Raw genomic sequence first — 24,232 nt, forward strand, 5'->3', positions numbered from 1 at the left:
CTCGCCACCCGCTACGACAAACGAGCCCGCCACTACCAAGCCCTGGTCACCCTCGCCTGCCTGCGACTATGGCTCCCCACCTGACATTGCGGACAGGCCCTAGGGCCGGGTGCGGGCATCGCGGGTGTGGGCGCGGCCGCGTGCCGGCCCGCCCGGGGCGGCGCGGGCCCCGACGGCGTGGGCGCGGCCCCCGTCCCGGTCTGCCCGGAAGTCGACTTGACGGCGGGCGGCCGCGCCGGAAACCGCCCGGGCGGTGGCCCCGGCGGGCCACCATGGCGGTGCGGTACCCGCCGAGACGACAGGAGCGCGCCCGTGACCGGCCCCGACGCATCCCCCGAAGACCACCACCCGGCCACCGCCTCCTCCGCTCCCCCGGCGCTGAACGAGGTGATGTTCGGCCACGTCCACTCCGCGGCCCTGCGGGCGGTGGCCGTACACCGGATCCCCGACCACCTCGCCGACGGCCCCCGCACGCCCGAGGAGCTCGCCGCGCTCAGCGGCACCGACGCCGCCGCGCTGCGCCGCCTGCTGCGGCTGCTCGCGGTCCGGGGCCTGTTCCACGAGGACGAGCGGGGCCGGTTCCGGCTGGAGCCCGCCGGGCGGCCGCTGCGGACCGACGTCGAGGACTCGCAGCACGCCGGTGTGCTGATGATCACCGATCCGATGTTCACGCGGTCCGCCGCCGAGCTGCCGGAGACCCTCCGCGGCGGGCGGTCCTCCTTCGAGCTGGCGTACGGGAGCCCCTTCTTCGAGCACCTGCACAAGTCCCCCGAGGACCGTGCCGTCTTCGACACGGGCATGGCCTCGCTGTCCGGCCGCGAGGACGAACTCATCGCGCGGAGCTACGCGTTCCCCGAGCGGGGGCGGGTGGTCGACGTGGGCGGCGGCCGGGGCGGACTGCTGCGGGCCGTGCTGGACCGGGCGCCCGGGCTGGACGGCGTGCTCTTCGACCGGCCGGCCACCGTCGCCGAACACCTCCTGGACGGGCCCGCGCGGGCGGGGCGGTGGCGCACCGAGGGCGGGGACTTCTTCGAGGCCGTTCCGTCCGGCGGGGACCTCTACCTGCTCAAGCACATCCTGCACGACTGGAACGACGAGGACGCGCTGCGCATCCTCGGCTCGGTCCGCCGCGCGGCGGCGCCGGGGACGCGGCTTCTGGTCGTGGACGCGGTGCTGCCCGGGGGCGGGGTGCCGCATCCGGCGGTGGCACTGGACATCGTGATGCTGATGGTCGTCGAGGGGCGCGAGCGGACCGCCGCCGAGTTCGAGGGGCTGTTGTCGCGCGCGGGGTTCCGGCTGCGGCGGATCCTGCCGACGGCCGCGCTGCCGTCGGTGATCGAGGCGGTCGCGGTGTGACCGGCGCCCGGCCGCCCGGGGTCACAGGACGGCGGTCACGAGCGGGAAGAGCAGCGCGGCCGCCACGCTGAGCACGAACACGGCGGCCAGCCCGGCCAGCGCGGCGATCAGATGGGCCTCCCCCTTCCCTCCCCTGCCGCGGCGGGCCCACCGCAGCAGCCAGGAGGCGAGGGCGAGGAAGGGGACGAGCAGGAAGCCGGTGACGGCGCCGGCGTGCCCGACCGCCGGGCCGGACGGTTCGTACGCCTTCCCCCTGACGATGCGGACCGGTACGGCGCTGCCCGGCCGGTACGCGGCCGCGGCCGCCTCCAGCAGCACCTCGCGGCGCGGGGCGCCGGAGCCGCGCGGGGTGTAGACGCCCTCGCACTCGGTGCCGCCCGGGTAGCCCTCCGCGTCGCGGGCCGCGTAGCACTCGGACACGGCCAGGGTGCCGTCCACGGGCCGCAGGCCGAGGACGGCGACCAGCTGGGGTCCGGGCAGGAGCCAGACCAGCCATCCGGCGAGGGCGAGGACCGCCCCGGATCCGAGGAGGGCCAGGGCCCGGACCGCGTCCTTCGTTCCAGCCGTCACGTCTCCCCCTCCCGGGGATGAGCCATACCCCCGGCGGCGCCCGCTCTCACGTCAACCTTCCGGCGGCGGGGCGGAAGGGAGCGGCACCGCCCGATATCCGCCATATGCGGTAAGACGGCGTGAACCGCCCGCTCCGGCTCCTAGGATGGGGCCGCCGCGGCCCCGGGGTGAGGCAGCAGGGGCCCACATCCAGGGAGTTGAGCATGAAGCGGTTGCGTGTGCTGGTCGTCGCCGGGGTCCTGGCGCTGGGAACGGCGGGAGCGGGCACCGCCCAGGCCAGCCCGGCGGCATCGGCGGCCTCGCACTGCCCGGCCGGGGAGGTCTTCGCCACCGACAACACCGCCGTCATCACCGATCCCGGCGATCCCCGGCTGAAAACACACCTGATCCGCTTCGACCGCGAGGTGCGGGGGATCATCGAGGCCAACGGCGCGGCGGCGGGGCGTTCGACCCTGCTGGACGGGGTGTTCTGGTCCGGTGACCTGAAGCAGACCACGTACGAGCGCTCGCGGGAGTTCGACGTCGACCGGGTCGGCCGGGACGGGCTGAACCACATCGCGGGAGTCATCGCCAAGCAGTACCACCAGGAGTCGGTGCTGACCTTCCGCTGCCTGCCGCGCACCTCTCCGGAGACCGACTCGGTCGAGATCCGCGCCTCCGGCGTCAGCGCCGCCCGGCTGCGCGAGGCGCTCGCCGCCGACCCGCGGGCGCGCGAGGAGCTCGGCGGCGGGTCCGTCACCCTCGGGGGACGGCTGATCCTGATCGCCCCGGTCGCCGACCTGCCGCTCGCCCGCCGGTTCACCGCCGGCCTCGGGGTCGACTGGAACGAGGCCGAGGTCCGGTACGGCGACGGGGAGTTCGTCAGCTAGGAGGGAGGCGGGGGTGGTGCTGGCACCACCCCCGATACGGGCAGTGGGGGGATCGTCCGGGGGGCCGCGTTCTCGGAGGATCGGGGTGTACCGAAACGCCGCTCCGACCGGGGGGAACCACCCACATGCACCTGTTCAAGAAGCCCGCGCGGTGGGCCACGGCGGCCGCCTGCGGGCTGCTCGCCCTCGTCGCCCTGCCCGCGTCCCCGGCGAGCGCCGCCGCGGCGAAGGGCGGCGCGGCCCCGGTGCCCGCGCGGTACGCGCAGCAGCGCCTGGACTGGCAGCCGTGCCAGTCCGGTGCGCTGGAGTGCGCCTCCATGACGGTGCCGCGCGACTGGTACCACCCGGGCGCGGGGGCGGACCTGACCGTCGCGGTGTCCCGGCACCGGTCCGCGGATCCCGCCGCGCGGCGGGGCGTGCTGATGATGGCGGCCGGCGGACCGGGCGCCTCGGGGCTGGGCCGGCCCGCCGGGCTGGCCTCGTACGCGCCGAAGCTGGCGGCCGCGTACGACATCGTCGGCTTCGACCAGCGCGGGGTCGGGGCCAGCACCCCGGTGGTCTGCTCCGACCAGGACAGCGTGGACGCCCTGTTCACCAGCGGTGACCTGCGCGACAGCTCCCCGCAGGCCTCGGCCGCCACCGTGGAGCGGGCGCGGAGCTTCGTACGGGACTGCGAGCGGCGGTCGGGCGACCTGCTCCCCTACATCACCACCGACCAGGCCGTGCACGACATGGACCTGTTCCGGGCCCTGCTCGGCGAGTCGAAGGTGTCCTACTACGGCCCCTCGTACGCCACGTTCCTCGGCGCCTACTACGCGACCGAGTTCCCGCGCCGGGTCGACCGGGTGGTGCTCGACAGCAACATCGGCTTCACCGGCGGCTGGCAGGACTTCCTGACGGGCCAGCCGATGAGCTTCCAGCGCCGGTTCGAGCAGGACTTCCTGCCCTGGCTCGCCGCGAACGACGCGACGTACCACCAGGGGAGGACCGCCGAGGAGGCCAAGGCCTCGTACGAGCGGCTGCGGAGTTCGCTGGGCGAGCACCCGCTGGACCTGGAGGGGACGACGGTCACCCCCAACCACCTGGACGCCGCCGCCACCTCCATCATCTACAGCGGCGACCGCTTCCCCGACCTGGCGCTGCTGCTCGGCGTCCTGGAGCAGCCGCAGGCGGCCCCGCCGGCCGCCCGCAAGGCCCTGGCCGAGAAGCTGAAGCACCCGCTGGCGGCGCAGTTCGCGGCGGACTTCTTCTCCGTCATCTGCCAGGACACCCCCTGGAACCACGACAGCGCCTACTGGGTGCGCCGGAGCGCGGCCGACGGCGCCGCGTACCCGATGGCCGGGGCCCGCGAGCTGACCTTCGCCTCGGTCTGCGCCTCCTGGCCGCGCTCCCGGGCGCCCCGGGTGGAGGTCACCGGGCGCGGGCTGCCGCCGGTCATGATGCTCAACTCGCTCCACGACCCGGCCACGTACTACGAGGGCGCGCTGCGGGCCCACCGGGGGACGGCCGGGTCCCGGCTGATCACCGTCGGCGGCGGCGACCACGGCGTCTACCAGTCGCACAACCCCTGCGTGGACGCGTACGTGGAGGGCTTCCTCGTCGACGGCCGGATGCCGGCCGGGGACGCCACCTGCGAGGGCAGGCCGCTGCCGGGACCGGCCGCCGGCCGGTAGGCCGTCAGGCCGAGGAGCCGCTGTCGACCACCAGGTCGGTGCCGACGACGGCGCCGGCCTGCGGCGACGCCAGGTAGAGCACGGCCGCCGCGATCTCCTCGGCCTCCGCGAGCCGGCCGAGGGGGTTCTCGTGCTTGATCCGCTCGACGCGGTCGGCCTCGGTCTCGCCCGGGCGCAGCGACATGGGCGCGGCGGTGGCGCCGGGGCTGACCGCGTTGATGCGGACGCCGTCGCGGATGTGGTCGAGGGCGGCGGCGCGGGTGAGGGCGGCGACGGCCGCCTTCGAGGTGACGTAGGCGGCGGCGTTCGGGATGCGCGTGTGGGCGCCCAGGTTGGAGGAGACGTTGACGATGACCCCGCCGCCGTTCGCGCGCATGTGGGCGATCTCGTGCTTCATCGCCAGCCAGACGCCGGTGACGTTGGTGCGCAGCACGGCGTCCCAGTCCTCCTCGGCTATGTCGGCGGCGGGGACGGTGCCGCGCAGGATCCCGGCGTTGTTGACGGCCACGTCGAGCCCGCCGAAGCGGTCCGCGGTCTCGCGCACGAGGGCGGCGAGCCGGCCGGAGTCGGTGACGTCGGCGGGGACGGCGGCGGCGGTGCCGCCGGCGGCCGTGATGAGGGCGACGGTCTCCTCCAGCGGGGCGGCGGTGCGCCCGGCGGCGACCACGTTGGCGCCCTCGGCGGCGAAGGCGAGGGCGACGGCGCGGCCGATGCCGGAGCCCGCGCCGGTCACGAGGACGGTCTTGCCGGTGAAGCGGTTCATCTTCGGTGACTCCCTTGAGGGCCCCTGAGGCCCATATTTGAACGATCGGTTCAGAATGAAGGCGTGCGGAAGAGGGCCCCGGAGGGCTCCCCGTACGGGGTGAGGTCAGTCCAGCAGGGCCAGGGCCTGTTCGGCCGCGTCCCGCACCCTGGCCGGGTCGTCCGAGGCCTTGCCGACGATCCGGACGCCCTGGAGCAGGACCAGCAGCATGCGGGCGAGCGTGCGCGGGTCGCGCCCCTCGGGCAGCTCACCCTGGGCGCGGGCCCGGACGAGCGCGGAGTGCAGCAGGGTCTCGAAGCGGTCCCAGTTCGCCTCGACCCGGCGGGCGGCGGCGCCGTCGTGCGCGGCCAGCTCGGCGGCGGTGTTGGTGACGAAACAGCCGGTCTCCCGCCGCCCTGGGGCGGCCGCCTCCGCGGCGAAGCGGCGGACCACCTCCCGTACGGCGGGCAGCGCGGGCCCCGGCCGGGACAGCTCCGACAGGAGCAGCGGGTTCTGGGTCTCGGCGTAGCGGTCGAGCGCCTTCAGGTAGAGCTCGTGCTTGCTGCCGAAGGTCGCGTAGATGCTGGCGCGCCCGATGCCGAGGTGCTCGACGAGATCCGCGACGGACGTCGCCTCGTAACCGCGGCGCCAGAACAGCTCGAGGGCCGACTGGAGCGCGGCGTCCGGATCGAATTCCTTGGTCCTGGCCACGTCGATGATCATAAAGCCATTTGGAACGAACGGTCAAGAATGATGCGGCGGTACGGGCCACCGGTTCGGCGCGCCGCGCGGGCCCATCCGTGCTGTGCTCGTAGGGAAGGGCGTACACGACCGCGGAACCGCTCGGAGAGCCAAGGAGGAACCATGACCAGGAACCTGCGGGCCCGGGACATCATGACCAAGGGTGTGCAGTGCGTCCGGGAGGACCAGTCCCTGCTGGACGCCTCGCGCATGATGCGCGATCTGAACGTCGGCTGCCTGCCCATCTGCGGGGACGACGAACGCCTCCAGGGGCTGATCACCGACCGCGACATCGTCGTCAAGTGCTGCGCCGAGGGCCGGGACCCGGCCGCGGTGAAGGCCGGGGAGCTCGCCGGGACGCTGCACTGGGTGGACGCCGACGGCAACGCCCAGGAGGCGGTGGACACGATGGAGATCCACCAGATCAAGCGGCTGCCGGTCATCGACGTGGCCGGCGGGCACCGGCTCATCGGGATGATCACCGAGGCCAATCTCGCGAAGAACCTGTCGGACGCGGAGATCGCGGAGTTCGCGGTCCGCGTCTACGCGGCGAACTGACCGCGCTCCGCATCCGCCGGCGGATGCCCGTAACCCCCCGCCGGCACCCTCGTTGATACGAACGGTCAGCGAAGTGGCAGTGGGCCGGCCGGGCTTCCCGAGCCCGGCCGGCCCACTGTGGTGTCCGGGGCCGGGACGGCGTGCCGTCAGTTCTCCTCGGCGGGACGGCCTTCGGCGTCGGTGCGGTCCGCCTGCGGGGCGAACGCGCTCAGGAAGACGTCGTACCAGCCGTCCGGGCGCCGGGTGAGGACGGCCCCGTCCTGCCAGGTGCCGTTGCGGGACCACCACCGGCCGCCGTACGGGTCGCCCTGGTTGCGGTGGACGTCGTGCATCCCGAGGCCCCGCGCGGAGGGCGCGCCGAAGACCAGGACCTCCCGGCCCGGCACCAGCAGCGCCTCCAGGGCCGCGGCGGCGTCGGATCCGGATCCCCGGACCCAGGGGTGCGGCGGGCTCAGCCGGTCCCGGAGCCTGCGCAGCGGGGCGGGCAGGCGGCCCGAACGGTCCGCGAGGGCCGGATGGCGCAGGTGGTCGAGGGCGCCCGAGCCGGAGTACGGCGACAGCTCGTGGTAGCCGGGGCCCAGGGCCGGCACCGGGTCGAGGACGGAGGCGGCCAGCCGGAGCGTCTTCCACCGGACGCCGGCCGGCCCACGCCCCGGCCCCTCGCCGTCCGCGCCCAGGCCGACGGCGCAGTGGTGGCGGCCGGCGGGCGCGTCCACCTCCAGGCCGACGCGGAGCGGGCTCCCCGGGGTCTCGGGGCGGTCGCGGAAGTGGCGGTGCAGGGTTCCCGCGAGCACGCCGTAGGAGTCGAGCGGCATGCGGCCAGTCAACCACCGGGCCGGGCGGGGACCCGGCAGCGGGGTCAGTTCGGGCAGTCGGTGTCCCGGGCGGGGCGGGTGCCGGTGGTCAGGAAGCGGGTGACGGCGGCGTCGCCGCAGGCGTTGCCGTTGCCGAGGTAGACGCCGTGGCCGCCCTGTTCGACCGTGACCAGCACCGCCCGCTCCCCCAGCGCCGCGCGCATCCTCAGGCTCTCGGAGTACGGCGTCGCGGGGTCCTTGCGGCTCTGGACCATGAGGATGTTCGACGGGCCCCGGTCGGTGATCCGGGTCGGCGGCGCGGCGGGCGCGGTCTTCCAGAAGGAGCAGGGGGTGACGTTGACGGGCATGCCCCCGGTCAGCGGGTGGCGGGCCCGGTCCTCGTCCACGGCGCGCTGCTGGTCGGCGGCCGGCAGCAGGGGCCAGGCCACGTCGTTGCAGATGACCGCGGCCGTCTGCGAGGCGTCCTGGTCGCGCAGCGGCTGGGCCAGCTCGGGCGGCAGGACGGGGACGGCCTGCGGGTCCCGCAGGGTGAGCAGGAGCCGGGCGAGGCCGGGGAAGGCGGAGTCCGAGTAGAGGGCGTTCTGCAGGGCCTGGCGCAGGCCGCTGCCGGTCAGGGGGACGCCCGGGGTGGTGGAGGGGCGCGGGGCGCGGTCCAGGGCCTCGGCGAGGGAGAGCACGAGGGGCCGCACCTCCTCCGGGCTCTGCGCCAGGCGCAGTCCCTCGGCGTCCCGGCCGGGGTGGGCGGCCCACGCGGCGAAGTCGGGGAAGCGGTCGTCGGCGCCCTTGCCCATGTTGGCGAGCCAGCCCCGGGCGACCCGCTTCGGGTCGGGGTCGCCGCTGCTGTCGAGGACCCAGCGGTCGGTGCGCCCGGGGTAGGTCTGGGCGTAGACGGCGCCCACGTAGGTGCCGTACGAGACGCCCCAGGCCGAGAGCTTCCGCTCGCCGAGGGCCGCGCGCAGCCGGTCCATGTCGCGGACCTGGTTGGCGGTGGTGAAGCTGCGCAGGACGGCTCCGCCGTTGGCGGCGCAGGCCTCGGCGAACCGCTGGGAGCGGGCCAGGTTCTCGGTGACGTCCCCGTCCTGGCCGGGCCAGGAGCGCAGGGTGGTGAGGAAGCGGTCCTCGGGGGCCAGGCCGCAGCCCGCCGTGGTGCTGCCGCCGACGCCCCGGGGGTCGAGGGCGACGAGGTCGTAGGCGCCGTCGAGCTGCTTGCCGAGGGCGGCGCCCTTCTGCGTCAGGCGCTGGACGCCGGAGCCGCCGGGTCCGCCGGGGATGACGACGAGGGTGCCGCGGCGGGCCCCGGGGCGCTCGCTGCGGATGCGGGAGACGGCCACGCTGATCCGCGGGCCGTCCGGGTCGGCGTAGTCGAGCGGGACGGGGAGGTCGGCGCACTCCTGGGTGGCGGGGCCGCCCGGCTTGGCGCAGGGGCGCCAGTCGAGGCGGGGTGCGGAGCCGCGGGGGCCGTCGGCGGCCGCCGGCGCCGCCGAGGCGGCGGGTGCGGCGGCCGCGGTCAGCGCGGTCGCGGTGGCGAGGGCGAGCAGGAGGGGCGTGGTCCGGTGCGTCGTCATGGCGTAAGCCTCGTCGGCCCGGGCCCCGCGCCCCATCCGGGAGCCCGGTGGCCGCGCGGTGGGGTTAACCCCCTTGGAGGGCGGGGGTGTTGCAGCAGGCGTCGCGGCGCATCTGGTGCAGGACCGGGTGCCAGGCGGCCGGGGTGGCGGCGGGGGGCTCGGGGGGCTCTGGGAAGGCGGCCTCCAGGTCGGCGCGTTCGTGGAGGGTGCCGGCGCGCAGGACCGCGCGGATCCGGACCAGGTCGTCGAAGTCCGTGAAGGGGTCGCCGTCGACGAGGGTGAGGTCGGCGTACTTGCCGGGTTCGACGGTGCCCAGGTGGGCGTCGGCGCCGAAGACGCGGGCCGGGGTGCGGGTGGCGGTGGTGAGGGCCTCGGCCGGGGAGAGGCCGTAGCGGTGCAGGGCGCGCAGGGCGAGGTGGAGGTGGAGGCCGACGGGGGTGAGGGGGGCGTCGGTGCCCAGGGCGACGCGTCCGCCGCCGGCCAGGACGGACCGGTAGACGCCGACCTCCCGTTCCAGGGCGGCGAGTTGCTCGGCGGTGGGCGGCGTTCCGGCGGCCGCCCGGAGCGCGGACGCGTCCCAGGGCGGCATCAGGGCGGTGACCCGCCGGTCGGCGGTCAGGGAGGGGTCGGCGCCGATCAGCGGGAAGGCGGTGAAGGGGGTGGCGATCAGGTCGAAGCGGCCGTGCGCGTAGACCTCCAGGGTGTCCTCTTCGGTGTGGCCGCCGGGGGTGGCGCCGTGGCCGTACTCGGCTCGTTCGGTGGCGATCAGATGGGTGGTCAGGTCCTGTCCGGACTGGATTCCGGGGGCGCACAGGTGGCTGCCGGCCAGGACGCCGAGCCGTTCGTGGGCGAAGCGGGTCGCCTGTTCCATGGCGGCGTAGGGGGCGCGGACGTAGGTCTTGACGAAGTCCCAGTCCAGGGCGGCGGCCCGGGCCAGCGAGCGGGTCAGGCCCTCGGGGGTGCGGTGGGCGCGGCCCATGCTGTAGGCGACGCGGGAGCCGTCGAGGAGTTCCCCGCCCGCCAGCAGCCGGGGCGCCGCGAGCAGCCCGGCGCGGACGTCCTCGCGCAGGCGGGCCTGTTCGTAGGCGGAGCCGCCGAGGGAGACGGCGGTGGTGACCCCGTAGGCGAGGTGCAGTACGCCCTGGCGGGCCCCGTAGGTGTACGGGTACGGGTGGACGTGGGAGTCCCACAGGCCGGGCAGGACGGTGCCCCGGGAGGCGTCGACGGTGCGGGCGGTCCGGCGGCCCGGGCGGTGGGGTTCGACGGCGGTGACCCGGCCGCCGCTGACGAGGACGTCGACGTCGGCGCGGGGCGGGGTGCCGGTGCCGTCCCACAGCAGGCCGGCGTGGACGACGGTGTCCACGGGGGCGGGCCGGCGGTGGGTGAGGGCGACGGGGACGGTGCGCGGGGCTCCGGCCGGGGCGCCGCCGGGATCGAGGGGGAGCAGGCGCAGGCGGCCGGCGGACTGGTAGAGCAGGGTGCGGGAGTCCCCGGACCAGGAGGGGTGGTCGGCGCTCTCGTCGCCGAGCCGGCGGGGCGCCCCGGTGGGGGTGCCGTCGGGGGCGACCGGCAGCAGCCACAGGGCGGACTCGCTGACGCAGGCCAGGAAGCGGCCGTCGGGGGACCAGACGGGGCCGGAGGCGTAGCGGTCGGAGAGCGAGGCGTGCGGGGCGAGGGCGTGGAGGCGGGCGGCGCCGGTGGCGGTGTCGACGATCCGGATCAGGTTGTAGCCCTCGCGGAAGCGGCGGCTGAGCCGGTTGCGGTCGCAGAGCGCGAGGAAGCGCCCGTCGGGCGACCAACTGGGCGGGCTGGGCAGTCCGCCGCCGCCGAGGGCGGTGGCCAGGGGGGTCTCCTCGCCGGTGGCGAGGGTCCGGACGAGGAGCCGGCCGGAGAGGTCGAGGGCGGCCAGGCGGGTGCCGTCCGGGGAGAGGGAGCCGTAGACCCGGCCGGGCGGGGACAGGACGGTCTCCCGGCCGTCGGCGAGTTCGCGGCGGCGCACGGTGTTGAGCCCGTCGCGGTCGTCGGTGTAGAGCAGGGCGCGGCCGTCCGGGCTCCACACCGGGTTCTGGGGGTAGGCGGTGGTCTTGGCCTGGACGATCCTGCGCGGGGCTCCCCCGGCGGCGTCGGCGACCCAGAGGGCGCCGAGGGCGGCGAAGGCCACGCGGCGGCCGTCGGGCGAGAGGGCGGGCAGGTGGATCCCCCGTACGGGCAGGGGCCGTTCGGCCTCCAGGGCGTACTCCTTGACCCGGTAGCGGGGGCGGGCCACTTCGAGGGTGGCGTCGAGGGGGATCTCCTCGCCGGTGCGGTCGCGGTGCGGGCGGACGGTGCGGAACCGCCCGTCGAGGGTGATCAGCAGGCGGTCGTCGCCGAGCCAGCGCGGGGGCGCCGGGGCGAGGTCGCCGTCGAGGTCGACGGGGCGCCCGTCGGCCCAGAGGGTGAGGTGTTCGGCCTTGCGGGGGCCGGGGGTGGTGCACAGCCAGGCGGTACGGCCGGCCGGGGAGAGGGCGGGGGCGAGCAGGCCGCCCTCGGCGGCGGTGTGTTCGGTGCGGACGGGGCCGGTTCCGTCGGCGGCCGCGGAGGCGAGGGTGCGGGCGGTCAGGGTCTCTCCGCCGGCGGCGGCGCGGACGAACAGCACGCGGGAGCCGTCGGGGGTGAAGACGGGGTCGAAGTCCTCCCAGGCGCCGCCCTGGTCCGGGCCGTCCTGTCCGGGCAGGCCGGTGAGGCGGCGCAGGCCGCCGTCCCCGAGGGCCACGGTCCAGATCCGGTACGGGCTGCCCGCCACGGGGTCGCCACCGCGTTCGGAGCAGAAGGCGAGGGTGCGGCCGTCGGGCGACCAGGCGGGGGCGCGGTGGTCGAAGGGGCCGTCGGTGAGCCGGCGCAGTCCGGTGCCGTCGGCGCGCATCACCCAGATGTGGAAGTTGCCGCCCCGGTAGGCGCTCATGGCGACGCGGCCGCCGTCCGGGGAGAGCACGGGCCGGCCGGGTTCCAGGTCGGGCGGGGTGAGCCGGGCCGCCGGGGAGCCGTCGGGCGGCAGCGACCACAGGACGCCCTGGACCTCGGCGATCACGCGGTCCCCGGCGGCGGTGGCGGTGGCCGCGCCGTTGGTCGTACGGGTGAACCGCAGCCGCACGGGCTCCGCCGGCCCGCCGGGGGCCGGGCCGGCCGCGGGGGCCGGCGCCGCCTCGGCCGGGGGGTGTCCGAGGAGCGCGGCCAGGGCCCCCGCCGAAGCCGCCCCCAGTACCGTCCTGCGCGCCATCCGCATCGTGAACGCCCCTCCCGTCCCCCGGTCCCGCCCGCCGGTCCCGTCGGACGGTCGAACGACCCGGCCCCTGCCGGGGCAACGGGCCCGGACACGGGCTCACCCCGGCGGGCCCATCGGCCGCCGGGGTGAGGATAAGCGGGGGACGGGGCGTCAGGAGATGCGCATATTGGCCATCATGCCCATGGCGCCGTGGTCGAACAGGTGGCAGTGGTACACGTAGGTGCCCCGGTATCCGGTGAAGGTGGCCTGGACCTTGACGGTCTCGCCCGCCTTGAGCGGGACGGTGTCCTTGAGGCCGGTCTCGGGGCCGGAGGTGACCGGCTGGCCGTTGCGCTCCAGCACCCGGAACTGGACGAGGTGCATGTGGAAGTTGTGCGGGGCGATCTTGTTGGAGTTGTGCACGGTCCAGATCTCGGTGGCACCGTAGGCGATCTCGGTGTCGATCCGGTCCATGTCGTACGTCTTGCCATTGATGTACGCGCTGCCGCCGGGGGCCTCGTCCATCCGCATGTCGACTTCGCGGTTGACGGTGGCCGTGCCCAGCGGGGGCAGGGTGCGCAGCCGCTCCGGCACGGAGCTGTGGTCCGGGGCGGTGCGGGTGACGCGGAACTGGAGCACCTTGCCGACCACGTCCGCCGACTCGAAGGGGGCGATGTCCTTGTTGCGGAGCTCGATGACGGTGCCGACCGGGTAGCGGGAGAAGTCGATGACCACGTCGGCGCGCTCGCCGGGGCTGATCTTGACGACGTTCGTGCGGTACGGGGCCGGGAGCAGGCCGCCGTCGGTGCCGATCTGCACCAGCTCGGAGTCGTCGGCCAGGGAGAGGTCGAAGAAGCGCTGGTTGGAGGTGTTGGTGAGGCGGAAGCGGTACTTGCGGGACGCCACCTCGAAGTAGGGCCAGGCCTTGCCGTTGGCGAGGACCACGTTGCGCTTCATGAAGTCGCCCATGGCGTAGACGAGTTCGCCGTTCTCCAGGAAGCGCGCGTCGCGCAGCGAGATCGGCACGTCGTACTGGCCTGCGGGCAGCGGCAGCCGGCGCTCGACGTCGTCGGTGAGGATGTAGGTGCCCGTCATCCCGCGGAAGACGTTCTCCGACTCCATGTGGTGGGCGTGGTCGTGGAACCACAGGTTCGCGTGCGGCTGGGTGTTGGGGTACGTGTACGTCTTGGTGCCGCCGCCGGACGGGATCAGGTCCATCGGGGAGCCGTCGCTGTCCTGCGGCACGTGGGCGCCGTGCAGGTGGATCGAGGTGGGCACGGCGAGGTTGTTCGTCTGCTTGATCACCACACGGCGGTTGGACTCCGCCTTGATGACCGGGCCCGGGAAGGAGCCGTTGAAGGTGCGCAGCGGGGTGCGCAGCCCCGGCACGATCTCCTTCACGGCCTCCTTGAGGGTCATCCGGTAGTAGCTGGTGCTGCCGGTGTTGAGGTAGGGCGTCAGGACCGGGGGCAGCGGCATCTTCTGGACGAACTTGGTTATGCCGGCGGCGTCGAGCTCGGCCGCGGCGGCGCGAGCGGGCTCCTTCGCGGTGGCGTTCACGACGGGCAGCAGCATGCCGCCGGTGCCGACGATGCTGGTGGCGGCCACGCCTGCCTTGAGTGCGGTCCGTCGAGTGATCACTGTTCCCCCGTGGGTACTGGCCCGGCGCCTCGTGTGCCGGTCGGTCGGGTGGTCGCACGCGCGTGCGGTGCTGGACGAGGAGAGCCTGCGCGAGGCCGGTGGTGCCGCGCTGGTGCGGCTGTGGAGGAGCCGTGAAGGGCTGGTCCGAACGGGCGACTTCACGGTGTGTCTCGGGCGTGGTGCGCGCGCACGGGACCAACGTGGCGCCCTGGCCGGGGATATTGGATGAATAGCACCGTCCACGTGCTCTGCCAGGCTTTTTGACGGTTCATCACAGTGGAGGCAATGCGTGATGCGCACACGGTCCGTGCTGACGGCCACCGCCCTGCTCACGACGCTGCTGCAGGCGGCGCACGGGACGGCCGGGGCGGCCGCCGCGGGCGGGCACCCCGACCGGGCCGGGCGGCAGGCCGCCCCGGACCGCCAGGCGGGGCACGAGGTGGCCCTGGCCGGGATCAGGGGCGGCGGGAACGCGGGGGCCCAGGAGTTCAGCACCGGGGCCGCCCGGCTGGACCGGGTGAGCCTCTACCTGAACAGCGCGGCGGCGACGGGGAGGGTGCGGGTGCAGGTCCGCACCGTCCGGGACGACCCCGCTTCCGCGGTCGCGGACGCCGCCGTCGACCTGGCCGCCCTGGGCGGGCCGGGCGCGGGCTGGGTGGAGGTCCCGCTGGCCGCCGCGATCCGGCCGGGCGCCCGTTACTGGCTGTTCGCCCAGGCCACGACGGCCGAGAACAAGCCGGTCGTCTGGTACGGGACGCGCGGGGTCGCGGCGGGGACCGCGGCCGGTGCGATGTACGAGGAGGCCGGGGGCGGCTGGCGGGAGGGTGCGGGCCGGTTCGCCTTCTACGTGAACCCGTCCGGGGCGGAGCGGTGCGGTGAGGTGGAGGCCTGTTACGTGCCGGCCTCGCTGAAGCCGGCCCGGACGGCGGGCCTGCTGTCGGACGCGGGCGGGGCGGTGGAGGCGGTCGACCCGGCCTTCGCCGTCGGCGCCCGCTACCTGCCGGGCAGCAACGTGCTGGAGCTGCCGTCCGGGCGGTGGCGCTACCTTCCGGCGGGCGCGGCGAGGTCGCGGGTGGTCCCGGCGGACGATCCGGGGGCGCTCGCGCAGATCGCCGAGTCCCGGCGCTGGCTGGCCTCGGGCACGGTCCCGGGCGGCCAGGGGGCCCGGCGCGAGGGGGCCGAGCGGGCGCTGCTGTCGATGCGGGCGCTGCTGCGGCCCAACGGGGCCTTCGCGGCGGCCTGGTACCCGTTCTGGGACTTCTCCTGGCCCCGGGACTCGGCCTTCGCGGCGGCCGCGTTCGCGCACACGGGCCATGACGAGGAGGCGTACCGGATCCTGCGCTACAACGCCGGGACGCAGCGGCCTGACGGCACCTGGGAGGCCCGGACCCGCCTCGACGGGTCGGGCCCGCCGGACGACCGGCGCTGGCAGCTCGACGCGAACGGCTGGGTGCCCTGGGCGGCCTGGCAGTGGTACCGGACGGCGCCGGCGGCGGGCCGGACGGAGCGGCTGCGGGCCCTCTACCCGGCGCTGGCGAAGGCCGCCGACTTCACCGCCGGCTCGCTGGACGGGGAGGGGCTGCCGCCCGCCTCGCCCGACTACTGGGAGCTGCCCACGTCGACCGCCAACATCGGCACCGCCGCCCCGCTGCTGGCCGGGCTGAACGCCGCCTCCGACCTCGCCCGGGAACTGGGCCGGGACGCGGACGCCGGGCGCTGGGCGCAGGCCGCCGGGCGGCTGGAGGCGGGCATCGCGAAGCGGTTCGCGCCGCTGGGGTACGCGCGCACGGTCGACGGGCTGCACGGGCGGGACAGCGCGGCGGCGTTCATGGCGCCGCCGTTCAACACGGCGCCCGCGGGACTGTCCCGGGCACTCGACGACACCTACCGGGTGCTGCGGCGCTCCAACGGCGGGCTGGTTCCGGGCAGCGACCCCGACGCCCCCTGGGGCGACATCTCCTGGACGGCGAGCACCTCGTTCTTCGCCCTGGCCTGGTCCGCCTCGGGCGAGCGGGCGAAGGGCGGCGCGGTGCTCGACTGGGTGCTGGCCCAGCGCAACCTGCTCGGCGAGCTGCCGGAGACGGTGGACGCGCAGGGCCGGCCGAAGGCCGTCGTCCCGCTCGGCTGGACGGACGCGCTGGTGCTGCTGACCCTGGCGGCGCAGGACGGCCGGGGGGCGCAGACCCCGCCGAAGGCCCGCGGCTGACCCGCTGGTCCGCAACGCCGCGCCGGCCGGGGCGCGCGAAGGGCCGGGGCCCGGGACTGGTGTCCCGGGCCCCGGCGGAGGGGGGGGTGCCTCCGGTCAGGAGGAGTAGTACAGCCACCACTTGTAGTTCTCGTAGGAGCAGTGGTAGCTCCTGTAGTGGCCCGACCGGCCGGCCGATTCGCAGGATCCCCTGCTGGAGTAGGGGCCCTTCTTCCCCGACGAGCGGTGGTCGACGACCGAGGCGGCCGAGGACGCCTGGTGCTGCGGGGCCGCCAGCGCCACCGGGCCGGAGAGGACCACGCCCGCGGCCACGAGTGCGACCGGTGCGATGCGGGAGAGCTTCTTCGCGTTCATCTCGGGTTCCTTCTTCCTGTGGGTCCGGGGCCCGTTCGAGCTCCGGACCATCAACGTACGGAGGCCCGCGTCCCGGGCACATGGTCCCCAGGTCCCGCTCAGGTCCCGGCCGTACGCGGGAGCACCGCCCTGACGACGGTCCCGGCGCCCGAGCTGACCAGGGCGAAGGTGCCGCCCAGCTCCTCGGCGCGCTCGGCCATCGAGCGCAGGCCCACGCCGCCGTCGCGGCGGCCGTCCTCGGGGACTCCGGCGCCGTCGTCGCGCACCTCCACCGTCACCGCCTCCGGGGTCAGCACCACGGCCGCGTGCGCGTGCCCGGCCCGGGCGTGCCGGACCACGTTGTTGAGGGCTTCGGCCGCGATCCGGTACAGGGCCACCTCCACGGCGGCCGGCAGCCCGGGGAAGGGGTCGGGGGCGAGGCTGACGGTGATGCGCAGGGTGCGGCCCAGGTGTTCGGCGAGCTGGCGCAGGGCGCGCGGCAGGTCGGCGCCGTCGAGTGCGGCGGGGGCCAGGCCCCCGGTGATGCGGCGCAGTTCGTCGATGGCCCGCCCGATGCCCTCGGAGACGGTGGCCAGGGAGGCGTTGGCCCGCCCGCCGGGCGGTATGGCCGTACGGGCCGCGTCGACCTGGAGGCGCAGCCCGGACAGGGCCGGTCCCAGGCCGTCGTGGAGGTCGTGGCGCAGTCTGCGGCGTTCCTCCTCGCGGGCCAGGACGATCTGTTCGCGGCTGGACTGGAGCTCCTCGTAGAGCTGGAGGGAGGCGACGGCCGGGGCGCTGTGCCCGGCCAGGATCCGCACGGCCTCGCGGTCCTGCTGGTCGAGGGCGAGTTCCCCGGCGCGGGGCGGGACGTGGAGGTGGCCGATGGCCTTGCCCCGGTGGACCAGCGGGAAGGCCTCGTCGAGGCCTCCGGGCGTGCCCAGGCGGACCAGTTCGCGGTCGCCGTGGCGGGTGTGGACCACCAGGCGGGCGGCCGGCAGCCGGAGGGTGCGGACGACGGTGTCGCACAGCAGCCTCGGCATCTCGCCGGGGTCGAGGGCCTGGCCGAGGCGGTCGGCGAGGGCGCGGACGGCCTGGTAGGGCTGGGCCCGTTCGCCGTAGTAGTAGCGGTCGACGAGCCGGGCGGACCAGCGGGCGGTCGGCCGCAGCAGGGCGCCCACCAGCAGGGTGAGGCAGGCCATCAGCCCGGCCTCGGGGCTGAGCGAGCCGGGGGCGAAGTAGTCGAGGACGAAGGCGCCGCCCGCGTAGGCCATGAAGAAGGCGAAGGTGAGGACGAAGGCGGTCAGGATCCGGCGCCCGGCGCGGTCCAGGGCCCAGGTGCGGTCCCGGACGTGGACGTAGCCCACGGTGGCCGGCCAGGAGGCGGCGGCGAGGTAGACGAGGACCACCTCGAAGCCCATCGGGGGGTCGCCGTACTCGTTGAGGCCGATCACCACGAGCCACAGGACGTACGGCACCGCCAGGATCGCGTAGGGGCGCTCGGACTTCGGGGCGCGGGGCCAGCGGACCAGCATGATGAGGATGCCGGTGCCCGCGATGACCGGCGGCACCCAGCGGGCCGCGGTGTCCATCCACGGGGTGAGCACGCCCTCCAGGTCGGCCCAGGCGGAGTCGGCGAGGGGGCTGGGGACCCCGTAGTAGACGAAGCCGGTGTGGGTGAAGGCGTGGTACTGCTGGAGGGCGCTGAAGACGGCCGTGAACGTCACGTACGGCGGCCCCCAGCCCCGGGGGAAGCGGCCGGTCGGCAGCCACAGCGGCATCGGGTAGATGATGCCGTTGATCAGGGTGAAGGCGACCATCACCAAGACGAACACCGCGGTGAGCACGCCCGGGCCGGCGCCGCGGACGACGGCGATCAGCGGTACCAGCTGGGCCAGGGTCAGCAGGCAGCCGGAGCAGAGCATCAGGGCGCCCAGCAGGCGCGCGGTGCGGCGGGCCGCGAAGACCATGCCGGTCAGCGCGATGCCCAGGCCCACGAGGACGTGGTCGGCGGCGAGGTGCAGCCGCAGGTGTTCCAGGGCGGGATGGTTCAGGTGGGTGAGGGTGATCACGCCCCAGGCGACCGCGGAGCCCATGGTGAGGACGCAGACGGTGTACGCGGGCAGCATCTCGGGCCCCGAACGGGGCGTGCTCGCCGTGGTCCGGTTCGCTGTGCGCATGTCGGCCTCCCCGGCCGCTCGGTGCGTTGGTTTCCAGCCTGGTGCGCCCCGGGTCCCGGGCGCATGGGGCGGTCGTCCCGGTTTCCGGTTCCCGGGTCCGGGGCCGCGTCCGGGTCCTCAGCCGTCCTCGCCCAGGCCGGCGTCCCGGGCCCGGGCGACGGCCTCCGCGCGGGAGGTGACCTGGAGCTTCTCGAACACGTGGGTGATGTGGTTGCGGACCGTCTTCTCGGAGAGGACCAGTGCGCGGGCGATGTGCCGGTTGTCGTGGCCCCGGGCGATCAGTTCGAGCACCTCGACCTCGCGGGAGGTCAGCGCGGGGAAGAGCTGCCCCGCGTCGCGCCGGTGGCCGCCCGTCAGGAGCGCGGAGAGCCGGGCGGCGATCTCCGAGCCGAAGACGGCGCCGCCCGCGGCGACCGTGCGCAGGGCGTGCAGGACCTCCTCGGAGCCCGCGCCCTTGACCACGTACCCGCGGGCGCCCGCCTGGAGGGCGGCGAGGAGGCTGCCGTCGTCGTCGGACATGGTGAGCATGAGGACCGGCAGTCCGGGGTGGCTGGCGGCGAGGCGGCGGGTGGCCTCGATCCCCGATACGTCGGGCAGGGACAGGTCCATCACGACGACGTCGGGGCGGTGGGCGTCGACCGCCTCGGGGACCTGGCCGCCCGTCTCGGCCTCGGCGACGACGAGGGCGGCGCCGGTGCTCTCCAGGGCGGCCCGCAGGCCCTCGCGGAAGAGGGGGTGGTCGTCGACGATCAAGACGCGGGGGATGGCGCGGTCCTCTTCGTGCACGCGTCGACACTAGCAGTCACTCTATGGTCACCTGTGGTAATGAGAGCTGGTGCCGGGCGGACGGGCGCGGCCGGAGATCCGCCCGGGGTCCTGCGGGAGCCGGCCCGGCGCCGGGCCGACGGTCAGGCGCAGTGGCGGGTGGGGCGGGGCGGGCGGCAGTCGCAGGGGGGACCGGCCCGGGGTGAGGGAGCCCAGGACCCGGGGGCCGCGGGCGCCGGTGCAGGCGGGGGCGTTGCCGGGCAGGCCGTGCAGGGTGAGGAAGCCGAGGACGGCGAAGGCGTACGCCTCCTTGGCGGCGGCGGGCAGGCCGAGCGCGCCCGAGTCCAGCAGGGCGGTGTCCGGGGGCAGTTCCTCGCGGAGCATCCGCATCAGGGCGGGGTTGCGGGTGCCGCCGCCGGAGGCGATGACCTCGGTGACGCGCAGCGGGCGCAGGGCCTCGGCGACGGTGCGGGCGGTGAGCCGGGTGAGGGTGGCGAGGAGGTCCTGCGGGGCGAGGGGGCCGAGGCCGTCGAGGGCGGCGTGCAGGTGGCCGGGGTGGAAGAGCTCCTTGCCGGTGGTCTTGGGGGCGGGCAGGCGGTAGTACGGCTCGGCCAGCAGGCGGCGCAGGAGCGGTTCGTGGACCCGGCCGGCGTCGGCGAGGGCGCCGTCCTCGTCGTATCCGAGCCGCCCGGCGGTGAGTTCGCGGACGGCGGCGTCGAGGAGGGCGTTGCCGGGGCCGGTGTCGAAGGCCGCCGGCGGGCCGGCCGGGGGCAGGGCGGTGACGTTGGCGATCCCTCCGATGTTCAGCGCGGCGGGGGCGCCGGGGCGGCCGCGCAGCAGCATCAGGTCGATCAGGCTGACCAGGGGGGCGCCCTGGCCGCCGGCCGCGATGTCGGCCGGCCGGAAGTCGGAGACCACGGGGCGTCCGGTGGCCTCGGCGATCCAGGCGGGGCGGCCCAGCTGGAGGGTGCCGTGCACGCGGCCGCCGGTGCTCCAGTGGTAGACGGTCTGGCCGTGGGAGGCGATCAGTGCGGCGCGGCCCCCGCACAGTTCGCGGTCGGCGCGGGCGGCGAGCTCCGCGAAGGCCCGGCCGATCAGGGTATCGAGGCGGCACACGTCGGCCAGGGCGGTGGGCGCGGGAGGCAGGGCCGCCGCGAGACCGGCCCGCAGGGTGTCCTCGTAGGGGGCGCTGACCATGCCGAGCGGGACCAGGCGCAGGGTCTGCCCGCCGTCCTCGAACGTGAGCCGGGCCGCCGCCGCGTCGACGGCGTCGTAGGAGGTGCCCGACATCAGGCCGATCACCCTCACCGCAGGGCCCGCCGGTGGTCGTCGCCGCGCAGGGCGGCCAGGGCGGGGACGCTGAGGGCGCAGGCGCCGGCCGCGTAGTAGGCGGGGACGTCGCTGCTGCCCGTGCCGGCGGTCAGCGCGGTGACGACCAGGCCGGCGCAGCCGGAGAACACCGCGTTGGCGAGGGCGTAGGCGAGGCCGAGGCCGGTGCAGCGGACGCCCGCGGGGAACATCTCGGCGAGCATGGCGGGCCCCGGCCCGGCGAGCAGCCCGACGGCGGCACCCGCTCCGCACACGGCGGCGCCCTTGGCGGCGGCGGGTACGGCGGGGTCCTGGAGGAGGTGCAGGAGCGGCAGGGCGAGGAGGGTGACGGCGAGGGCGCCGCCGAGCATGACGGGGCGGCGGCCGACCCGGTCGCTGAGGATCCCGGCGGGCAGGATCGAGGCGGCGAAGCCGAGGTTGGCGAGGGCGGTGGCGACGAGGGCCTCGCGCAGGGAGGCCCCGAGGGTGGCCCGCAGGTAGGAGGGCAGCACGACGAGGAAGGTGTACCCGGCGGCGGACCACCCCATGATCCGCCCGACCCCCAGCAATACGGTCCGCGCGGTGGCCCGGGCTCCGGGGCCCGGCCGTGGGCCCCGACGCCACCGGCCCGGGGCCGGGTCGGCGCCCGGCCGCGGACCGGTGGCGAGAGCCCGGCCGGCGGTCGCGTCGGGCGGCGCGGCCCGGGCGGTGTCCGGCCGTGGCCCGGGGGTGGCGCCGGGCTGCGGGGGCGGGGTCCGTGGGAGGTCCCGGCGGAGTTTCAGGGCCGTCAGGCCCAGGGGCAGGGCCAGGAGGAAGGGGATCCGCCAGCCCCAGGACATCAGGGCCTGCGGGCTCAGGACCGAGGCCAGGAGGGCGGCGGTGGCCGCGCCGGCGAGGAGGCCGAGGGCGACGGTGAGGGACTGCCAGGCGCCGTACCGGCCGCGCCGCCCCGGCGGCGCCTGTTCGGTCATCAGGGCCACCGCCCCGCCGAACTCCCCTCCGGCGCTGAGCCCCTGCAGGGCCCGCAGCAGGGTGAGCAGCCAGGGCGCGGCGGTCCCGGCCGTGGCCCGGGTGGGGAGCAGGCCGATCAGGGTGGTGGCGAGGGTCATCAGGCCCACGACGAGGATCAGGGTGGGGCGGCGGCCGATGCGGTCGCCGAGCCGGCCGAAGAGCAGGGCCCCGGCGGGGCGGAGGAAGAAGGCCACCGCGAAGGAGGCGTAGACGGCGAGCAGCGGTCCGGCGCCCGCCGGGCCCGCCTGCGGGGCGGGGGTGAAGAAGAGCTCGGCGAGGACGGTGGCGAGGCAGCCGTAGACGCCGAACTCGTACCACTCGACGAGGTTCCCGGCCGCGCCCGCGAGCAGCACCCGGCGGCCCGGCGCGGCCGGCGGGGCCGGCCGCGCGGCGGGGTGCGGCCCGAGCCGGGTCACGTCGTCGGGTCGAGGCGGGAGGCGGCGGCGTCGGTGCGGGGGGCGGCGGGGGCGGCGGCGGGGGTCAGGGCGCTGCCGGCCAGCCAGGTGCGCCAGTCCACGTTCCAGTCGCCGAAGCCGTTGTCGAAGGGGGACATCCGGTCGCCGCCGCTGTTGACCACCTCGACGATGTCCCCCTCGCGGACGGTCTCGTAGAACCAGGCGGCGTCCTCGGTGGACATGCCGGTGCAGCCGTGGCTGACGTTCTCCTCGCCCTGCGCCTCGACCGACCAGGGGGCGGCGTGCACGTACTCGCCGCTCCAGGTGACCCTGGTCGCGTAGAGGACGGGCAGGTCGTAGAACTCCTTGGTGCCCTTCTGGATGCCGACGCTGTCCCCGCGCATGCGGACCTTGGCCTCCTTGCCCAGGACGACCTTGATGCCGCTGCGGGTGAGGAAGCCCGCCTTGCCGGTGGTGACCGGGATGGTGCGGATGACGCGGCCGTTGCGGCGTACGGTCATTTCGTGGGCGGCGGAGTCGGTGACGGCCTCGATCCGGTCGGCGACGGTGAACTCCAGCGGGTCGGAGGGGCCTCCGTAGCCGTGGTCGCCGAGGGCGACGCCGTCGAGTCCGCTGCGGACGCGGACGACGGTGTGGGCGGGCCAGTAGGTGCGGGGCCGGAAGTGGAGGGTGGCGTCGTCCACCCAGTGCCAGGCGCCCTCGACGTGGGGTTCGGAGGTGACCTGGAGGGCCTGTTCCACGCGGGCGCGGTCCTCGGGCGCGTCGGCGGGCACGGGGTGGCTGAGTTCGGCGGTGACGATCTCCCCGGCGCCGTACGTGCCGGGGCGGGGGCCGAACTCGGCGGTGAGGCGGCCCCCTTCGGCGGCGGGGCTCGCGGTGCGGAAGGCGAGGGTCACCCCGACGGGGGTGCCGTCGCCGTCCTGGGCGCCGACCTGGAGGGTGTAGGCCTCGCCCGCGCGCAGGGGTTCGGTGTTGTGCCAGCGGCCGGTGTCGGCGGCGAGTTCGCCGGCCAGCCGCCGGCCGTGGCCGTCGCGTACGGTCACGTCGGTGAGGCGGCCCGCCTCGGCGCGGGCGAGGGCGATCTCCAGGGGGCCGCCGGCGGCGGTGGGGAGCGTACCGGTGCTGCCGAGGGACGGGTTCCACAGGAGGGCCGCGGCTCCGTGGGCGGTGGCCAGGACGCGCTGTTCCCGCCAGGCGCCGCAGGGCCCGCTGGCGAAGGCGGGGGCGGCGCACCAGCGGGCGGCCGGGGCGCGGCCCCGGTCCAGGGCCCGTGCGTCCAGGGCCCGTCCGACGAGCAGGGTGACCGCCGCGTCCCGCGCGCCGGGCGCGTCCGGGCCGTGCGGGTCGCCGCCTCCCGCGGTGCGGCAGGGTGCGGCGGCGACGGCCAGCAGGGCTCCCGTCACCGCGGCCGCCGTGCTCCACGCCTTCGTCCGCGACTTGGCCACGCGGCCCTCCCAGTTGTCGTGCCTCCGGATGGGAGCATCAAAGGCGACGAGAAGCCGAACCGATGATCGTAAGCGCGGTCCTGCGGCCGAACGGGCGCCGCAAGTGAACCCGGACGGAGCAGGGGGGCGGAGCGGAACCGGCCGGTCCCCCGTCCCGTAGGCTCGGCGGATGGCGAAGTACTTCGACGTGCACCCCGAGAACCCTCAGCGGCGCACCATCAGCGGCGTGGCCGACAGCATCCGCTCCGGCGCGCTCATCGCGTATCCGACCGACTCCTGTTTCGCGCTGGGCTGCCAGCTGGGCAACCGGGAGGGCCTGGCGCGGATCCGGCAGATCCGCGAGCTCGGCGACAAGCACCACTTCACGCTCGTGTGCCAGAACTTCGCGCAGCTGGGGCAGTTCGTGCACGTGGACAACGACGTGTTCCGCGCGATCAAGGCGTCCACCCCGGGCGCCTACACGTTCATCCTCAAGGCGACCTCGGAGGTGCCGCGCCAGCTGCTGCACCCGAAGAAGAAGACGGTCGGCGTGCGGATCCCCGACCACGTGGTCGCGCAGGCGCTGCTGGAGGAGCTGGGCGAGCCGCTGCTGTCCAGCACCCTGCTGCTGCCGGGCGAGGACGAGCCGATGACCCAGGGCTGGGAGATCAAGGAGCGGCTGGACCACGTGGTGGACGCGGTCGTCGACTCCGGGGACTGCGGGACCCGGCCGACCACCGTCATCGACTTCTCGTCCGGCGAGGCCGAGATCGTCCGCCGGGGCGCCGGCGACACCGACCGCTTCGAGTAGCGGGACCCGC

The 24,232-nt window shown here is 75.7% G+C and carries 19 protein-coding genes and 1 pseudogene; 7 read left to right on the forward strand and 13 right to left on the reverse strand.

The features are described from left to right. Window positions 1–84 (forward strand): annotated as a pseudogene (locus AB0O29_RS20045) (IS5/IS1182 family transposase); the annotation flags it as partial. Between the two features lie 228 nt (window positions 85–312). Next, the gene (locus AB0O29_RS20050; RefSeq protein WP_365153258.1) at window positions 313–1,356 is read left to right on the forward strand and encodes a methyltransferase; all 1,044 of its coding nucleotides are present in this window, start codon (window positions 313–315) and stop codon (window positions 1,354–1,356) included. A 21-nt stretch (window positions 1,357–1,377) separates the two neighbouring features. On the opposite strand, the gene AB0O29_RS20055 is transcribed toward AB0O29_RS20050, so the two are convergent. Further along, window positions 1,378–1,926, reverse strand: a complete 549-nt coding sequence (locus tag AB0O29_RS20055; protein WP_365153259.1) for a hypothetical protein — start codon at window positions 1,924–1,926, stop codon at window positions 1,378–1,380. Window positions 1,927–2,129: 203 nt separating this feature from the next. On the opposite strand from AB0O29_RS20055, the gene AB0O29_RS20060 reads away from it, so the two are divergent. Both AB0O29_RS20060 and AB0O29_RS20065 read left to right on the forward strand, forming a co-directional pair. Beyond that, a complete protein-coding gene (locus AB0O29_RS20060) occupies window positions 2,130–2,795 on the forward strand; it encodes a hypothetical protein (protein WP_365153260.1) in 666 nt (221 codons plus the stop codon). 125 nt (window positions 2,796–2,920) lie between these two features. After that, window positions 2,921–4,468: an alpha/beta hydrolase gene (locus AB0O29_RS20065; RefSeq protein ID WP_365153261.1), complete on the forward strand. Its 1,548-nt coding sequence runs from the start codon at window positions 2,921–2,923 to the stop codon at window positions 4,466–4,468. A gap of 4 nt (window positions 4,469–4,472) precedes the next feature. On the opposite strand, the gene AB0O29_RS20070 is transcribed toward AB0O29_RS20065, so the two are convergent. Together AB0O29_RS20070 and AB0O29_RS20075 are read right to left on the reverse strand one after the other, a co-directional pair. Continuing rightward, window positions 4,473–5,231, reverse strand: coding sequence for an SDR family oxidoreductase (locus AB0O29_RS20070; RefSeq protein WP_365153262.1), 759 nt, complete (start codon window positions 5,229–5,231; stop codon window positions 4,473–4,475). Between the two features lie 105 nt (window positions 5,232–5,336). After that, window positions 5,337–5,921, reverse strand: a complete 585-nt coding sequence (locus tag AB0O29_RS20075; protein WP_365153263.1) for a TetR/AcrR family transcriptional regulator — start codon at window positions 5,919–5,921, stop codon at window positions 5,337–5,339. A gap of 153 nt (window positions 5,922–6,074) precedes the next feature. Between AB0O29_RS20075 and AB0O29_RS20080 the strand changes: the two genes are divergently transcribed. After that, window positions 6,075–6,509 (forward strand): CBS domain-containing protein, encoded by a 435-nt coding sequence (locus tag AB0O29_RS20080; protein ID WP_365153264.1) that lies wholly within the window; start codon window positions 6,075–6,077, stop codon window positions 6,507–6,509. Between the two features lie 146 nt (window positions 6,510–6,655). Here AB0O29_RS20080 and AB0O29_RS20085 read toward each other — a convergent pair whose 3' ends face one another. The 4 genes from AB0O29_RS20085 to AB0O29_RS20100 form a co-directional block, all read right to left on the reverse strand. Next, window positions 6,656–7,324: a DUF2278 family protein gene (locus AB0O29_RS20085; RefSeq protein WP_365153265.1), complete on the reverse strand. Its 669-nt coding sequence runs from the start codon at window positions 7,322–7,324 to the stop codon at window positions 6,656–6,658. A gap of 44 nt (window positions 7,325–7,368) precedes the next feature. Further along, on the reverse strand, window positions 7,369–8,889 hold the full coding sequence (locus AB0O29_RS20090) for an alpha/beta hydrolase (protein WP_365153266.1): 1,521 nt from the start codon (window positions 8,887–8,889) through the stop codon (window positions 7,369–7,371). A gap of 64 nt (window positions 8,890–8,953) precedes the next feature. After that, on the reverse strand, window positions 8,954–12,145 hold the full coding sequence (locus AB0O29_RS20095; RefSeq protein ID WP_365153267.1) for an amidohydrolase family protein: 3,192 nt from the start codon (window positions 12,143–12,145) through the stop codon (window positions 8,954–8,956). A gap of 156 nt (window positions 12,146–12,301) precedes the next feature. After that, a complete protein-coding gene (locus AB0O29_RS20100) occupies window positions 12,302–13,738 on the reverse strand; it encodes a multicopper oxidase domain-containing protein (RefSeq protein ID WP_365153268.1) in 1,437 nt (478 codons plus the stop codon). A gap of 325 nt (window positions 13,739–14,063) precedes the next feature. Between AB0O29_RS20100 and AB0O29_RS20105 the strand changes: the two genes are divergently transcribed. Beyond that, window positions 14,064–15,977 (forward strand): hypothetical protein, encoded by a 1,914-nt coding sequence (locus tag AB0O29_RS20105; protein ID WP_365153269.1) that lies wholly within the window; start codon window positions 14,064–14,066, stop codon window positions 15,975–15,977. 96 nt (window positions 15,978–16,073) lie between these two features. On the opposite strand, the gene AB0O29_RS20110 is transcribed toward AB0O29_RS20105, so the two are convergent. The 6 genes from AB0O29_RS20110 to AB0O29_RS20135 all read right to left on the reverse strand — a co-directional run bounded on the left by AB0O29_RS20110 (window position 16,074) and on the right by AB0O29_RS20135 (window position 23,432). Continuing rightward, the gene (locus tag AB0O29_RS20110) at window positions 16,074–16,331 is read right to left on the reverse strand and encodes a hypothetical protein (RefSeq protein ID WP_365153270.1); all 258 of its coding nucleotides are present in this window, start codon (window positions 16,329–16,331) and stop codon (window positions 16,074–16,076) included. Between the two features lie 98 nt (window positions 16,332–16,429). Next, complete coding sequence (locus tag AB0O29_RS20115) at window positions 16,430–18,487, reverse strand: histidine kinase (RefSeq protein ID WP_365153271.1); 2,058 nt, start codon at window positions 18,485–18,487, stop codon at window positions 16,430–16,432. A 117-nt stretch (window positions 18,488–18,604) separates the two neighbouring features. Then, on the reverse strand, window positions 18,605–19,273 hold the full coding sequence (locus tag AB0O29_RS20120; protein WP_365153272.1) for a response regulator transcription factor: 669 nt from the start codon (window positions 19,271–19,273) through the stop codon (window positions 18,605–18,607). Window positions 19,274–19,300: 27 nt separating this feature from the next. Next, complete coding sequence (locus AB0O29_RS20125) at window positions 19,301–20,560, reverse strand: anhydro-N-acetylmuramic acid kinase (RefSeq protein ID WP_365153273.1); 1,260 nt, start codon at window positions 20,558–20,560, stop codon at window positions 19,301–19,303. Continuing rightward, window positions 20,557–21,987, reverse strand: coding sequence for an MFS transporter (locus AB0O29_RS20130; protein ID WP_365153274.1), 1,431 nt, complete (start codon window positions 21,985–21,987; stop codon window positions 20,557–20,559). Before AB0O29_RS20130 ends, AB0O29_RS20125 begins: the two co-directional genes overlap by 4 nt. Beyond that, complete coding sequence (locus tag AB0O29_RS20135) at window positions 21,984–23,432, reverse strand: Ig-like domain-containing protein (protein WP_365153275.1); 1,449 nt, start codon at window positions 23,430–23,432, stop codon at window positions 21,984–21,986. Before AB0O29_RS20135 ends, AB0O29_RS20130 begins: the two co-directional genes overlap by 4 nt. Before the next feature lie 169 nt (window positions 23,433–23,601). On the opposite strand from AB0O29_RS20135, the gene AB0O29_RS20140 reads away from it, so the two are divergent. Beyond that, entirely contained in the window at window positions 23,602–24,222 is a 621-nt protein-coding gene (locus AB0O29_RS20140) for an L-threonylcarbamoyladenylate synthase (protein WP_365153276.1), read from the forward strand. Window positions 24,223–24,232 lie beyond the last annotated feature (10 nt).

The sequence above is a fragment of the Streptomyces sp. NPDC089915 genome, from assembly GCF_040684675.1.
Classification (GTDB): domain Bacteria; phylum Actinomycetota; class Actinomycetes; order Streptomycetales; family Streptomycetaceae; genus Streptomyces.